Raw genomic sequence first — 14,700 nt, 5'->3', positions numbered from 1 at the left:
GATGTAGCCAGCCAAAAAGAGCTTGAGACAGCCCCAAACTCTTCTTTTTTTATAAATCATCAAAGGCATCCTTGACCTTATCGAAAAATCCTTTTTTCTGTGGATGAACAGCGATATTTCCAGCAGCTGCAAAATCTTTCAAGGCTGCTTTTTGTTTGTCATTGAGATTGGTTGGAGTCACAACGTTAATCGTCACGTATTGATCTCCGACCATACCACCACGTAGGCTCGGAGCTCCTTTGCCTTTCAAGCGGAATTTCTTACCTGTTTGCGTTCCTTCAGGAATCACCAAGTCCACATCGCCATGGACAGTCGGCACATGTACCGTATCTCCCAAAGCTGCTTGAACGAAATTGAGATTGAGCTTGTAGTGAATGGTCGTCCCATCGCGCTCAAACTTGTCTGAAGCCTGCACTTGAATCACTACAAAGAGATCTCCGTAAGGACCACCATTAAATCCCGCTTCACCTTGACCTGAAAGACGGATTTTTTGACCTGTTTCAACCCCAGCTGGCACTTTTACAGTAACCGTATGGGCTTGCTTTTCATGACCTGTACCGTGGCAAGTGTGGCATGGGTCTTTGATTTCTTTTCCGCGGCCATGGCAGACATCACAGGTCACTTGACGGCGCATCATACCGAGCGGCGTTTGAGTATCGACATTGATGACCCCAGCACCATGACAGCGGCCACAGGTCACAGGACTGGTACCAGGTTTGGCACCAGAACCCGTACAGGTCCGACACGTTGCCTCACGATTGTAGCTAACCTCTTTTTCAGCTCCAAAAATCGCCTCTTCAAATTTCAAATTGATACGGTATTGAAGGTCATCACCTTGGCGCGGTGCATTGGGATTGCGGCTTGCCCCACCGCCTCCAAAGAAGCTAGAGAAGATGTCTTCAAAACCACCAAAAACTGCACCGTCAAAGCCACTAAAGCCTCCACCACCAAAACCACCTTGGGCACCAGCAGCCCCAAACTGATCATAGCTCGCCCGTTTTTGAGCATCGCTAAGCGTTTCATAAGCCTCTTGAATATCCTTATATTTTTGCTCCGCTCCAGCTTCTTTATTGATGTCTGGATGGTACTTCTTGGACATTTTCCGATAGGCCTTTTTAATCTCATCTTGCGAAGCGTCTTTTGACACCCCCAGACGATCGTAGAATTCTGTATTGTTCATATAAGATACCAAGCCCGTAAACGGCAAAGTCAAAATAGCAAATGTGACGAAGACGCTCGCGTCTAGGAAACGTTTGTCTTTTTGACACAGACGTTAGGGCGGGTTCAATTATAGTAAGATACCAAGCCCGTAAAAAGCAACGTGAAAATAGGAAATCGGCAGAAAATCCTGATTTTCGAGACGATTTATCTTTTTCACACAGCTTTTAGGGCGGATTCATTTACTTAAACCATATATCCTTTCTTATAAAATATTGGAATAGGAACAAGTTTTCCGCTCGCGTTCAATTACACCAAGATATTAAAGCGCTAAACACAAGCCAAAATAGAAGATTTGACAACGGACGTTTACGTCCTAGGAAAATCTATCTTTTTGGCACAGTCCGTAGCCCGTGTTCATTTCTGAACACTCTTATTCCTTTCTGTTAAATTTGATACAGGAAAGTTATTCCTATAGCATGTTAGGCAGGTTCAACTATACCAAGATATTAAGCCCTTAAACAAAAGGTAAAATAGGAATGTTGAATACCCCTCGTTCTATTTCTTACTAGCAAAGCAGGAGCCAAGAAATCCTCCCTAGCTCCTTGCTATCTTGTGTCTTGCGACGCCAATGTTTGTATGTACAGTAAGTCGACTATCAATAGTGAGTTCCGACTGTGTTCACGAGGGAGTGGGACAAAAATCGTGATTTCGAAGAAATCGATTATCCTCACTCCTTTATTTCTAGGTTCGGGCTAAAATAATCCACTGGATTATTTTACTCCCACCCCCGCAAGGTTGACTAGCTTTCACAATCAAGAATTGTGGAAGGTTGGAAATAAGGGTAGCGAAGAATTGTTCGCTAGCCTCTTCTAATAGAATGTTGATTTATCAACATTTTACAAACCAGACAACTACTGCGCCAAACTGTTAAAACTATGTAACTTAACGAGGTAAGGGACTTTTGTCCCAGCCTCTAAGTTGAACTCGGACTAAACGCTCGGGAAAAAGATAGATATTCCTATTTTTCTTTCGTTCTCTTTACCGTATCCTACGACACTCAAAAACAAAGTCGAGATTACTTTGTTTTTGAGTTAGTAAGACATCTAGGTTGACCGCCTAATAGCGGCAACCGTTAACTGACGAGGACTATATGTCCCGTCAGTTTTGGTGGGTTACTTCTCCGTAAACTCCCCATCAACAACATCATCGCCTGCTTGTCCTGGGTTGGCTGCGCCTTCTGCTCCTTGAGCGGCTTGTTGGGCTGCTGCAGCTTGTTCGTACATCTTAACAGCGAGGCCTTGTGCTTTTTCGTTCAAGTTTTCCAATTTCGCTTTCATGTCGTCCAAGTTGTTAGCTTCTTGAGCGGCTTTCAATTCGTCAAGAGCTGCTTGGGCTGCGTCACGTTCAGCGTCAAATCCTTTGCCTTCTGTTTCTTTGATTGTCTTTTCAGTCGCAAAAATTGCTTGATCCACTTCGTTGCGAAGGTCTACTTCTTCTTTGCGTTTCTTATCTGCTTCTGCGTTTGCTTCTGCATCTTTCATCATGCGGTCAATCTCTTCATCTGTCAAACCTGAATTTGATTGGATAACGATGGTTTGCTCTTTTTGAGTACCAAGGTCTTTGGCTTTAACAGATACGATACCGTTTTTGTCAATATCAAAGGTTACTTCAATTTGAGGAATTCCACGAGGTGCAGCTGGGATGTCTGTCAATTGGAAACGTCCAAGTGTTTTGTTGTCCGCTGCCATTGGGCGCTCACCTTGAAGAACGTGAATATCTACTGCTGGTTGATTGTCTGCTGCAGTTGAGAAGACTTGTGATTTAGAAGTTGGAATTGTGGTGTTGCGCTCAATCAGTTTTGTAAATACACCACCCATCGTTTCAATACCAAGTGACAATGGTGTTACGTCAAGAAGAACAACGTCTTTCACATCACCAGAGATAACCCCACCTTGGATAGCAGCACCCATTGCGACTACTTCGTCTGGGTTGACAGATTTGTTTGGTTCTTTACCAGTTTCAGCTTTCACAGCTTCCACAACAGCTGGAATACGAGTTGAACCACCGACAAGGATAACCTCGTCAATTTCTGAAATAGAAAGTCCTGCATCAGACAAAGCACGGCGAACTGGCTCTTTTGTACGCTCCACAAGGTCGCGTGTCAAATCATCAAATTTTGCACGAGTAAGGGTCATCTCCAAGTGAAGAGGTCCTGCTTCTCCTGCAGTGATAAATGGCAAGCTGATTTGAGTAGAAGTCACACCTGAAAGGTCTTTCTTGGCTTTTTCAGCCGCATCTTTCAAACGTTGCACCGCCATTTTATCTGCTGACAAGTCAATGCCGTTTTCTTTCTTGAATTCTGCCACCATGTGGTCGATGATTTTTTGGTCAAAGTCATCTCCACCAAGTTTGTTGTCCCCAGCAGTCGCAAGAACATCGAATACTCCATCACCTAATTCAAGGATTGAAACGTCAAATGTTCCTCCACCAAGGTCAAATACCAAGATTTTTTCTTCCTTATCTGTCTTATCAAGACCATACGCAAGGGCTGCTGCTGTTGGTTCGTTGACGATACGTTCTACTTCGAGCCCTGCAATTTTACCAGCATCTTTTGTCGCTTGACGTTGTGCATCGTTGAAGTAAGCAGGAACAGTGATAACCGCTTTAGTTACTTTTTCACCAAGGTATTCTTCTGCATAACCTTTCAAGTATTGAAGAATCATGGCAGAAATTTCTTGTGGAGTGTATTCTTTTCCGTTTGCAGCTACTTTTTCAGCGGTTCCCATTTTTGATTTGATAGAAATAATCGTATCTGGGTTTGTTACTGCTTGACGTTTTGCGGCATCACCAACGATGATTTCACCATTTTTGAAAGATACAACAGACGGAGTTGTACGATTTCCTTCTGGGTTTGCAATGATTTTGCTTTCTGTTCCTTCAAGAACAGCAACTGCAGAGTTTGTAGTTCCTAAGTCAATACCAATAATTTTAGACATGTTTTTACCTCTTTATAATTAAATTCCTATTTACAAGCTGATAACTTGTCATTTATTTTCATTTTAATGTATAGAAGTTTAAGGACATTTCGGTCACGCTTAAGCGTTTATCTTTTCTTTTAGCTAGGCAAGGCGGTGCAGGCATAACTGGAGTTAGGCAAACCGCCTTAACGCAGGGATAGAGCAAATGACAGAGCTAGTTATAGACGACCACCATCGCAGGACGCAACACCCTCTCATGCAACTTGTAGCCTTTTTGGAAGACTTGCGCGATGGTGTCAGCTGGGTGATCATCGTCTGCCGGCATGGTTTGAATGGCCATGTGGAAGTTAGGGTCAAATGCCCCGTCTGCTGCCACTTCTTCGATTCCCTCATCTTTGAGTGCTTGAATCAGACTTTCTTGGACCATCTCAAGGCCTTTTTTCACATCATCTGTCAAGCCTTCCACCGCCAAAGCACGCTCTAAGTTATCAAGCGATGGCAAGATTGCCTTAGCCAAGTCCTGACTGCGGTATTTTTGCAGGGTTTGGCGCTCTTCGCTACTGCGGCGTTGAATGTTTTGCATTTCAGCTACGGCACGCAGATACTTGTTTTCAAAGTCTTCTGCTCGCTCATTCGCCAGTTCTAATTCTGATTTTTCTTGAGGGGGTTCTTCTGAAACAACTTCTTCTGTTCCTTCCACTTCCTCAAGTTGTTCTTCTTTTTTAATTTCTTCGGTCACACGAAACCTCCTTTATATTCATTTTGGACTTTTTTACGCTCTCGTATCTTAATGCACCTCATAATGGTTACTGCTTAGATATCGATAGAAATCGGTGAGTTTCATCATGAGGACGCGGTTGACGAGGTTAATGAGACTCATCATGCGGTTGTAATCCACGTTGATCGGTCCGATAACAGACAAGAGACCAAATCCACGGTAGGGAATCAGAAACTTGGTCGTCACGACGGTTAGGCTAGAGAGCGATTGTTCTCGGCTATCGGCTACCTTGACGCTTTGCATTTCATCTTCTGCTAGGTTGCTTCGCATTTCAAGGGCTACCTTTTGCGGAAAATCAAAGAACTGATAGGCTCTGATATCTGCAAAATCCAGCAAGCGAATCTTTCCAGCAGTCACGACATCCTCTGTAAAGAGATCCGAGAAGATGTGTTCAAATAGCTGAAGTACATTATCTGTCGTTACGAAATGCCGTTGGATAATCTGCGGAATCTCGGTTCGGAGCTTATAGTGAATATCGAGCACCGATTTGCCAAGCAGGCGTTCTCGCACCAGGGTTCTGACTTCCATCAAATCTCCACGGAGGAAATTCTTAGGAATGGCGAATTGTCTGGTCAGCGTTTTCGACTCATCCAAGGTCATAACGGCTAAGGCCGCATGCTGACTAAGAACGACAATGTCAAAGGCTGTTAGCTTTTGCTGGCTAGGCTCAACATCGAGCACCGCCACCGTACAAGCTGTCAAGTCAGATAAAATGGTCGCCGCCGTCTGAAAAATATCATCCAAGCGGAAAAACTCTCTGTCAAAACGTCTGACAACCTGATAGACATCTTCTTCAGCCAGACTATCAAAGGTCAAGGAATGCTCGACAAAGTATTTAAACCCCTCTACGCTCGGCATTCGACCACTCGAGGTATGGGCTTTTTCAAGCAGCCCTTTTTTCTCGAGAGCAGCCATTTCATTTCGAATGGTTGCACTACTTGAGGCAATACTTTCTTGGAGAGCTTTTGATCCGACTGGCTCGTGTGTTTTTGTAAAGATTTCAACGATTAAATTGAGAATTTCATGTTGGCGCTCTGTTACCAAAACCTCACCTCCAATCAGGATTCTGTCATTAGCACTCTAACCTTACGAGTGCTAACTCATGATTCTATTATACACCGATTTATCTGATTGTCAAGGTCAAAAAGCCAAAAATTAGCACTCTTTTGATAAGAGTGCTAAAAATCAGTCTCAGGACCGAGATTATAGTCAAATGAATGAACTTTGATACATCGTCACTTTCGACTTGCCGTACTCAAGTACTGTCTGCGTCTCAGTTCCTTGTCTGAAAGTTAATTCATTTGACTATACCAACACCAAACTCCCTACTACCTTCAAAATATTCCAAAATGTTTTCTTCATGTTTTTCTCCCCTTATCCATTTTTACGAACTTCCACCAGCGATACAAGATAATCCCTATCAAGATAGGGTGAAGAAGGACAATCGTATCGGTGATCAGTTTTGTAGCCGTCAGTTGCTCAAACTGTAAGCGATGCAGATTGAGCAAAAAATTGATAACTAAAATAGGTACCACTCCGATAGCAGCTCTCTGATTTGTTTCCTTTTTCATTTTACCCCCTTTCCTCATAACGCTTTCTCAATTTGTAAAAACCAAGCCCGCAGTGCAACAATACAAACAGATAGGCACTTGCTAAGACTCTCCACATCCACAAGGACCAATCATTCACATCTCGAGGATAAAGAGCCTGCCAAAAGACAGTTAGCCCCATCAGCACGACAGCTACAAACCGCCACTTAAAAATTTGTCTAATCATATCAAGCTTCGTCTGTCTATCACTATAAATATCGACTGCTTCTCCGTCTGTGACAGCTTTACGGAAATAGGCAAAATTATTGCCAACACCAACACACTCCCAACCGTAGTCTGCATACAGTTGCTCATACACTTCTCTATCCTCGCCTAATCGTGGCTTAAAATCAAGACGGTAGACAACCTCTTCTGGCCTACAAGGTTCAAAGACAAAAAGACAGCCAAACCGTATTTCTTTAAATCTCCAACCCTTGCGGTGCATGGCTGCCAGGTAGTCTTCTTCCTCTTCAAAATCCGTCAGAAAGAACAGTTTCACTTCTTTTTTCATCATTACAACTCCTTTTTCAAGCGATACAGTGTCCAGAGCTGATAGGCTACAAAAGCAAGCCAGATCAATAAAATAGTACCACTCCAGGCAAATTCTTGCCATCTCCATTCAAAAATGCGCAAAACAGAAGGAAGAGACAAGCAAGGAATAATGAAGGTACTCAAAATGCGGTATCTCACAATTTTCTTCTGATACTGGTAGATACTGTCGCGGTCATTATAGAGGAGCGATTCATCTGGAAGGTCGACTGCGGCTGCAGGTTTTCGCCAAACGACATAAGGTGACATTCCGCAGACCATTTCCCAGCTCGCATCCCGAAAGAAACTCAAATAGTGGTCATCATACTCTGGGAAGAAGCCGACTTCTTTTTTACTAGGCTGATAAACATCAATCCGATAGACCATTTCTTCAGGCTTACAAGAGCTGAACTCCATCTTGCCACTCCAAGATGATACCTGCTTCAAAGCCTGACCCGATAGGTGCATGCGAGTTAAATATGCTTCCGTTTGACTAGGGTCGAATTTGTTAAATTTCTGCTGTTTCATATTTCTCACCTCGGCTGTTTCGATAGAGACGCTCAATCCTAGCTTTTTCGATTTCTAGAATCTCTCGTCCCAACTCCGTTATCAGATAGAGCTTGCGCTTTTCCTCCTCGCGGATAAAGGCAATCAAACCATCTTTTTCCATTTTAGAAAGGGTCCCATACATGGTACCTGGGCTAATTACGACCTGACCTCCTGTCAATTCCTTGGTCTTTTGGGTGATGTCATAGCCATGCCGCTCTTCCTGTAAGGCAAATAAAATATAAAATGCTGTTTCCGTCATTGGAAGATAGACTCGTCTGATTTTTTCTTCCATGCCATTTCTCCTTGTAGTGCGATACATCGAACCTCGATATATAAAGTATATCGCACCTCGATGTATTTGTCAAGAGGGACAAAGAAAAAACGCCAATCATGACGTTTTATTTCCTATCTTTTAATAAAGCAAGGTATTCTTCCAGAACCAAGTCGTGTTTTTCCATGTACTGGGCATTTTCAACCCCGACATAGCGGAAGTGCCAGCTTTCAAAATCAATTCCTGTGAGGTGGCTTTTCCCTTCTGGATAGCGCAAGATAAAGCCATACTGGGGTGCCAATGCTTTGATTTTTTCTGCTACCTCATCTAGTTGCCCTGCTTCCTCACTCATGTCAATGGCAAGACCAGTCTGGTGTTCGCTGGCACCTGGTAGTTGCACTTGAGAACGAACCCTAGCTTCTGCTTCTGCCCGATTAAACCCTCTCGCTTCTAACTCTGCAACTCTCTCGTTATAGAGCTGTTCTTGTTCAGCGCGACTTCTGTAGCCTGATAGCAAGACCTCATCGGGAACAATTACTTGAGCGGCTGCTAAAAAGTCTTTCGTAGCTGTCGCAATTCTGCTATCCACTTGAATATTCCCTACTGTCGCTAAGGATTTTGGCTCTGATTCGAACAAATGATCACGATTGACCAAGACCAATTCCCAGTCATCTAGAGAAGCAGACGCTAAGACATCTTCTTCGGACGAACGTGCAGCCTCCTTTGCTTCTATCGTCGCAAACTTATCAACCATACTTGCCGGATCCAAGTTCCAAAGAAAGAAATTGGTTGCCACAAGAGCAGGTAGGCAGACGATTAAACTCAGTTTAGTCATTTTCTGCTTATTCATCATGCGCTTGAATCACACTCGCTCCAACGTGTCGATAGGACATATCCCCAACTGCTTCGATGCTAAATTGACCATCTTCATATTTCAAAACGGTGACAGAGCCATTATCGAGCGCCAAGTTGGTTGGACGTTCTGGTGCCAATAAATTGACCAAGGTCGCAATGGTCATACCGTGGCTAACAATCAAGGCATTGCCTCCACCTTGCTTTTCAAGGTCTGCTGCAATACTTTCAAAGCCATTCAAAATGCGGTCTTTCAAGACATCCCAAGGCTCGGACCAGTTGGCTGAATCTGCTTCGTGGACACCATTTGCAATCTCTTCAAAGGTCATGGTTCCCGCATCAAGAATACCGCTGATACGTGGCAAGACACCGCTAAACAGTTCTGCATCGTACATGCCTTCAAAGCTACCAAAGCACCATTCGCGAATCCGCTTGTCTTGGTAGTAAGGGATTTTCCCTAAAATACCTAATTCTCTTTGGGCGATAGTAATGGTCTGCACAGTCCGTCCTAAATCGCTTGATACAGCTACTTTAAATTCCAAACCCGCTTCTTTCAAACCAAGCCCTAGCTCGCGAATACCTTCTTCACCAATTTTTGTTAAAGGCGTATCGCACCAACCTTGAATACGACCAATGGTATTAAACATGGTTTTTCCATGACGAGCAATGTATAATCTTGTTTCTGTCATTTTATTCCTCCTCATATTTCCTCATTCTATTATATCAAAAAACGACTGCCTAAGACAATCGTTTCCTATCTTCTAATTCTTAAAACTGTGAATTGGTGCTGGGATTTGTCCACCCCGTGCGATAAAGTCAGCAGATGATGCTTGGTTGACCTTCATGACGGGAGCTGTTCCCAACAAGCCGCCAAATTCAATCATGTCTCCTTCTTTGCCTTTTGGAATAATCCGTACAGCTGTGGTTTTCTGATTGATGACCCCAATCGCTGCTTCGTCCGCAATCATAGCCGCAATGGTTTCAGCAGGCGTTTCTTCTGGAATCGCAATCATATCCAGACCGACCGAGCAAATCGCTGTCATGGCTTCTAATTTTTCCAAATTGAGCGAGCCAGACTGAACGGCTGCAATCATGCCCTCATCTTCTGACACGGGAATGAAAGCACCTGACAGACCGCCGACTTGGTTGCAGGCCATGACGCCACCTTTTTTGACCTGGTCATTTAACAGAGCAAGGGCAGCCGTTGTCCCATGCGTTCCAACCGTTTCAAGCCCCATTTCTTCAAGGACACGCGCTACCGAGTCACCGACCGCCGGCGTTGGCGCAAGACTCAAATCGACAATCCCGAATTTCACACCGAGGCGCTCGCTCGCCATTTGACCGACCAATTGACCGATACGCGTGATTTTAAAGGCTGTCTTTTTAACGGTTTCAGCCACGACATCAAAACTTTCACCACGCACTTTTTCAAGAGCACGCTTAACGACACCAGGTCCTGAAACACCAACGTTGATGACTACATCTGCTTCACCAACGCCGTGAAAGGCCCCAGCCATGAAAGGATTATCCTCGACCGCATTGGCAAAGACGACGAGTTTTGCTGCGCCCATTTCAGAAAGACTGGCTGTTTCCTTGATAATTCGCCCCATGTCGCGCACGGCTGTCATGTTAATCCCCGTCTTGGTAGAGCCGATATTGACCGAGGAGCAGACCTTATCCGTCTCTGCCAGAGCTCGAGGAATAGAGTTGATTAGAATCTCGTCCCCTTTTTGATAGCCCTTTTGCACCAAGGCGGAAAAACCGCCGATGAAATCAACACCGATTTCTTTGGCCGCACGGTCAAGCGCCTTTGCTAGAGGTACATAGTCTGACGCATCAGTCGCTGCTCCAATCAGGGCAATCGGTGTCACGCTGACCCGCTTGTTGACAATGGGAATCCCCAACTCGGCCGCAATCTCATCTCCGACTGCTACCAAATCACGCGCCTTGGTCGTAATTTTTTGGTAAATCTTCTCAGCTGCCCGCTCAATGTCGGTATCAATACAGTCAAGGAGCGAAATGCCCATGGTAATGGTCCTGATGTCGAAATTCTGCTCCTCAATCATGGCGATGGTTTCTGTAACTTGTCTAATATCCATAGGCCACCTCTTAGATGTTATACATGGCTTCAAAAATCGCCGCGCTTTGAATGTTAATCTTGACATTCAAGGTCTCACCAAAGGCATCAAATTCACTGCGCAAGGCTGTAAAGTCTTGTTTCTCATCACTTGATACAACCGCCATCATAGTGAAAAATTCATCTAAGACCGTCTGGGAAATATCATCAATATTGAGCCCCAGCTCTGCAATCTTGGCAGATACCCCTGCCACAATCCCAGTCTTGTCCTTGCCAACAACAGTAATAATTGCTTTCATCCGTCGTTCCTCACGCTTCATTGTAATTTATCCCTACCATTGTAGCACAAAGCCTACCTGTCTGTATAGTTTAATGAAGAAATCCTAAGCAAATCACGGCAAAAACCAAACGTTTGCGGATAGGAGCAAAAAGAAGAAGAGTTTGGGACAAACCCCCACGAGGACAGTCAGGGGAGTGACTGTCAATACTCGAGCCTAAAAATTAGAAAGCGGGGTCTACGAAATCGAACTCTTACGAGTTACCGATTTCTGTCCCACTCCCTATTAGAAGAGGCTAGCGAACGATTCTTCGCTAGCCTTATTTCCAACCTTCCACAATTCTCAATTGTGGAAGCTAGTCACTCATGACAAACGATTTATTTGCCAACATAGGTATGCATTGGGTAGGTCAAGTATTCCACTTCGCGTGCTTTTTCACAGGTCACAAATCCAGCTGGTGCATCAAGAACCGTTGGAATTCGGTTGACAATGGTTGCACACGTATGCGCTACCGTATCAGGCTTATGGACAGAGAAGATCAAATCAGGCTCGCCGATGACTTCAAAATCACACATATCTCCATCTTCTGCACGGTAGACTTTTCCGATACATTCTACTTCTAGTTCGATGCCTTGATGGGTGTGGATGGTCGTTACTGCAGACATCCCGGTCACTTCTCCTGCTGGAATAGTTCGACCAAGCGTTTCAGAATAGATGTCCTCATCTAGGATATAAGGCACGCTCTTTTGGGAAATATCTTTGATGGTCCAGTTCATTTTTGAACAAATGCCTTCAGCAGCATTCCACATGTAAGATGGGAAGCTCTCGGCAGAGGCTATTTCCTTTTCAAAACGCTCCACATCATAGCCCGCACCATGTGCTTCTGCTAGCGCAAGACCGTAATCTTCCACATTGTAGCTAACAGCGCCCTTGATTTTAGTAATCTTGTTGACACCCGCCATCATGAGACACGGCATATTAATCCAGTAAATATCCTGCATGCCAGACCCCATGATGGTCACTCCATGCTCCTTAGCTAAGGTATCCAAGCGATTGGTTTCTGACGGAGAGGTTGTCCAAGGATAGATAGCTTCTTCACAGGTTGAAATGACATTGACCCCATGTTTAATCGCTGTTTCATAGAAATTATACATTTCAGGCATATAAGAGAAAATGGTGACAATGGCAATATCGGCATCGCAGCTTGAAAAGACTGCTTCTGCATCGTTTGAAATGATGACCCCTGTCTTATAGCCTAACTCTGCAAAATCACCGACATCTTGTCCGACAACTGCTGGATTGTTGTCAATCGCACCAACGATTTCTACCCCATGGTCCACCAGATAGCGGAACAACACTTTTGACATCTTGCCGCAGCCATATTGGACTGCACGTACTTTAGAAGTTCTCATGTGAATTCTCCTTTTATTGTTATTTTTTTCACAATTATAGTATAATGTCTCTAGTAACTAGAGAGTCAATAGAGAGTTTGCAAAAAAATGAAAAAAATTTTACGCATCGGAGAATTTTCCAACATCAACAATATTTCTATCCGCACCCTGCGTTTTTATGACCAAATCGGCTTGCTTCATCCCTATCAGATTGACCCTGAAACCAATTACCGCTACTACCACCTCAATCAATCGTCCATCGTAGACGCCATTCAGTACCTGCGCCAGCTTGATTTTTCCCTGGAAGACATCAAGGACATTTTGTCCGATAAGAGTAGCCCGCATCTCCACCAATTGATTGAAGAACGCTATCAGGAGTTGCTACGAGAAAAAGAGGCCTTGGAGCATCGCATTGCAGAAATTGACGCCTTTCGTTCGGGAGCCTTGCTCTATACAGAGCGTAAGACCAGCAAGGTCTTGGAAATAGCGGAAATGCCTGAACGGACAATTTGGACCTTTGACTTGTCGCAAAATATCTACCAGATGACCAAGGAAGAGTATGAGCTTCATCTCCGTTATTTAAAGCAGGAAATCTTCTCCTACAATCCTTTCTATGAACATTTTGGCAAGGTCGGCTCGCTCATGCAGGCAGAGGATTTCAAGCAGCAACGCTGGATTTCCACCCAGTTTGCCCTCCTCCATAATCCCTATCTCCAATCCCCTTCTGTCAAGGAAGTCACATTAGAGGCTGGTCCATATGCTGTCAGCTACTGCACCTCCTTCGAAGAAGAGGTCGAGCGCCTCCCACTCTTTTTTAAACTACTACAAGAAAAAGGACTAAAGCCAGTCGGTCCCTATATCTGTGAAGTAATCCACGAACAGCCAAACCTGTCCGAGCAAGAACGGGACATGTTTATCAAAATGCAGGTCGCAATAAAAACCTAGGTCAGCCTAGGTTTTTGCTATAATCTGTTTCTTATGACGTTTATAGAGAATTCCCAAGAAAAGCCAGCGAAAGGCATTATCCAAGAGCGTACCTGCCCAGATACCAGGAAGTCCGAGCTGCAAAGTCACCCCAAGAAGATAGCCCAGACCAATCCGAATCACCCACATGCCCATCGTTGTCGCATAAAAAGGGAGCTTCCCATTGCCCAAGCCCTGCCACACGGCGGTGTAGATGACTGTCCCAGCTGTAAAAGGCACCCCCAAGAGTGAAAAGAGGACGACAAGAAGACTTGCTGCGACTGCACCGCTATCCTGCGTATACAGATACGTTAAGGGTCTTCCAAAAGCAAACATCAACAGCGCAACAGGTAACATCAAGCCGATAGCAAGCCAGTAGGTCTTTCGTGCAGTTTGATCAATCGCCTCTTGATTTCCCTGCCCCAAGCTACGCGCCACCAAGAGAACGGTGGCTGTGGCAATCCCAAAGGCTGGCATGTAGTTAAACTGGGTCAGGACTTCGCCAATGGCATTTCCAGCCACCGCCTCTGTCCCAAAGCGCACCACCAGCGCAATGATGACCACATCACCCGCCCGCATCATGAGGCGTTCCCCCGCAGCAGGCAGGGACAGACTAAGCAAGTCCTTATCCAAGCCCCAGCTTGGTCGAGCAAAGGAAATGGAGAGTGACTTCCACAAGACAAGAACTCCAACCAAGCGTGCCAAAACAGTCCCTAGAGCCACACCAACAATGCCCCAATGCAGACCAAAGATAAAGAGGCTGGAGAAAATGGCATTGAGCAGATTGGTCAAGAGACTGACATACATGGGCAGTCGAGGATTGCCTGTCGTGCGCACCAAGGCACCAAGACTCGTCATGAGGCCCAAGAGGACAATGGTCCCACCTACAATGGCTAAAAAGAGACCACCCACCTCTGCTACTGCTGTCTCTGTCCCTAGTAGGCGCAACATATCCCGCCCAAAGATGAGAGAAATCAAGCCCAGCACAAGGCTTAAAAAGAAGGTGATTTTCAGAGCTTCTGTTGCGTGATAGGACTGCGAATCCGCATCACCTGCCCCCATACTACGTGCTAAAACACTTGAAATAGCGGCACCTAGAGCAATAAAAATCGCTTGATAAATGGCGATGATGTTGCCCGCAACTGATACACCCGAAATGGCTACCAAGCCGAGACTAGCCACAAGGTAACCATCCACCATGCCCATGAGCATTTGTAAAATATTTTCTGCCATGGCTGGCAGCGCAATTTGCATTATTTTTCGATTATCTACCATATCATAAAGG

At 44.9% G+C, this 14,700-nt stretch carries 15 protein-coding genes; 1 reads left to right on the top strand and 14 read right to left on the bottom strand.

The features are described from left to right. Nucleotides 1–49 precede the first annotated feature (49 nt). From dnaJ to BU202_RS08870, 13 genes are all read right to left on the bottom strand, one after another. Complete coding sequence (gene dnaJ / locus BU202_RS08930) at nucleotides 50–1,180, bottom strand: molecular chaperone DnaJ (protein WP_075105437.1); 1,131 nt, start codon at nucleotides 1,178–1,180, stop codon at nucleotides 50–52. A 1,153-nt stretch (nucleotides 1,181–2,333) separates the two neighbouring features. Further along, nucleotides 2,334–4,157 carry a molecular chaperone DnaK gene (gene dnaK / locus BU202_RS08925; protein ID WP_075105436.1) on the bottom strand — a complete coding sequence of 608 codons (1,824 nt, stop codon included), beginning with the start codon at nucleotides 4,155–4,157 and terminating at the stop codon, nucleotides 2,334–2,336. Nucleotides 4,158–4,353: 196 nt separating this feature from the next. Continuing rightward, on the bottom strand, nucleotides 4,354–4,878 hold the full coding sequence (gene grpE / locus BU202_RS08920; RefSeq protein WP_075105435.1) for a nucleotide exchange factor GrpE: 525 nt from the start codon (nucleotides 4,876–4,878) through the stop codon (nucleotides 4,354–4,356). A 48-nt stretch (nucleotides 4,879–4,926) separates the two neighbouring features. Further along, on the bottom strand, nucleotides 4,927–5,961 hold the full coding sequence (gene hrcA, locus BU202_RS08915) for a heat-inducible transcriptional repressor HrcA (protein WP_075105434.1): 1,035 nt from the start codon (nucleotides 5,959–5,961) through the stop codon (nucleotides 4,927–4,929). Between the two features lie 314 nt (nucleotides 5,962–6,275). Further along, entirely contained in the window at nucleotides 6,276–6,488 is a 213-nt protein-coding gene (locus BU202_RS08910) for a hypothetical protein (RefSeq protein WP_075105433.1), read from the bottom strand. A gap of 1 nt (nucleotide 6,489) precedes the next feature. Beyond that, nucleotides 6,490–7,020 (bottom strand): DUF2812 domain-containing protein, encoded by a 531-nt coding sequence (locus BU202_RS08905; protein ID WP_075105432.1) that lies wholly within the window; start codon nucleotides 7,018–7,020, stop codon nucleotides 6,490–6,492. After that, the gene (locus BU202_RS08900) at nucleotides 7,020–7,562 is read right to left on the bottom strand and encodes a DUF2812 domain-containing protein (protein WP_075105431.1); all 543 of its coding nucleotides are present in this window, start codon (nucleotides 7,560–7,562) and stop codon (nucleotides 7,020–7,022) included. Before BU202_RS08900 ends, BU202_RS08905 begins: the two co-directional genes overlap by 1 nt. After that, nucleotides 7,543–7,875, bottom strand: coding sequence for a PadR family transcriptional regulator (locus tag BU202_RS08895; protein WP_083605793.1), 333 nt, complete (start codon nucleotides 7,873–7,875; stop codon nucleotides 7,543–7,545). Before BU202_RS08895 ends, BU202_RS08900 begins: the two co-directional genes overlap by 20 nt. A gap of 106 nt (nucleotides 7,876–7,981) precedes the next feature. Then, nucleotides 7,982–8,689 (bottom strand): M15 family metallopeptidase, encoded by a 708-nt coding sequence (locus BU202_RS08890; RefSeq protein ID WP_089503462.1) that lies wholly within the window; start codon nucleotides 8,687–8,689, stop codon nucleotides 7,982–7,984. Nucleotides 8,690–8,696: 7 nt separating this feature from the next. Next, on the bottom strand, nucleotides 8,697–9,395 hold the full coding sequence (locus tag BU202_RS08885) for a histidine phosphatase family protein (RefSeq protein ID WP_075105428.1): 699 nt from the start codon (nucleotides 9,393–9,395) through the stop codon (nucleotides 8,697–8,699). Nucleotides 9,396–9,467: 72 nt separating this feature from the next. After that, on the bottom strand, nucleotides 9,468–10,805 hold the full coding sequence (locus tag BU202_RS08880; protein WP_075105427.1) for a PFL family protein: 1,338 nt from the start codon (nucleotides 10,803–10,805) through the stop codon (nucleotides 9,468–9,470). Between the two features lie 10 nt (nucleotides 10,806–10,815). Beyond that, nucleotides 10,816–11,082 (bottom strand): ACT domain-containing protein, encoded by a 267-nt coding sequence (locus BU202_RS08875; RefSeq protein WP_075105426.1) that lies wholly within the window; start codon nucleotides 11,080–11,082, stop codon nucleotides 10,816–10,818. 356 nt (nucleotides 11,083–11,438) lie between these two features. Next, nucleotides 11,439–12,473 carry an NAD(P)H-dependent amine dehydrogenase family protein gene (locus tag BU202_RS08870; protein ID WP_075105425.1) on the bottom strand — a complete coding sequence of 345 codons (1,035 nt, stop codon included), beginning with the start codon at nucleotides 12,471–12,473 and terminating at the stop codon, nucleotides 11,439–11,441. An 87-nt stretch (nucleotides 12,474–12,560) separates the two neighbouring features. On the opposite strand from BU202_RS08870, the gene BU202_RS08865 reads away from it, so the two are divergent. Continuing rightward, the gene (locus tag BU202_RS08865; RefSeq protein ID WP_075105424.1) at nucleotides 12,561–13,397 is read left to right on the top strand and encodes a MerR family transcriptional regulator; all 837 of its coding nucleotides are present in this window, start codon (nucleotides 12,561–12,563) and stop codon (nucleotides 13,395–13,397) included. 6 nt (nucleotides 13,398–13,403) lie between these two features. Here BU202_RS08865 and BU202_RS08860 read toward each other — a convergent pair whose 3' ends face one another. Then, nucleotides 13,404–14,690 carry an MATE family efflux transporter gene (locus BU202_RS08860; RefSeq protein ID WP_075105423.1) on the bottom strand — a complete coding sequence of 429 codons (1,287 nt, stop codon included), beginning with the start codon at nucleotides 14,688–14,690 and terminating at the stop codon, nucleotides 13,404–13,406. Between the last annotated feature and the right edge of the window lie 10 nt (nucleotides 14,691–14,700).

This window comes from Streptococcus cuniculi, from assembly GCF_001921845.1.
Taxonomy (GTDB): domain Bacteria; phylum Bacillota; class Bacilli; order Lactobacillales; family Streptococcaceae; genus Streptococcus; species Streptococcus cuniculi.
This window is presented reverse-complemented; position numbering and strand designations above follow the sequence as displayed.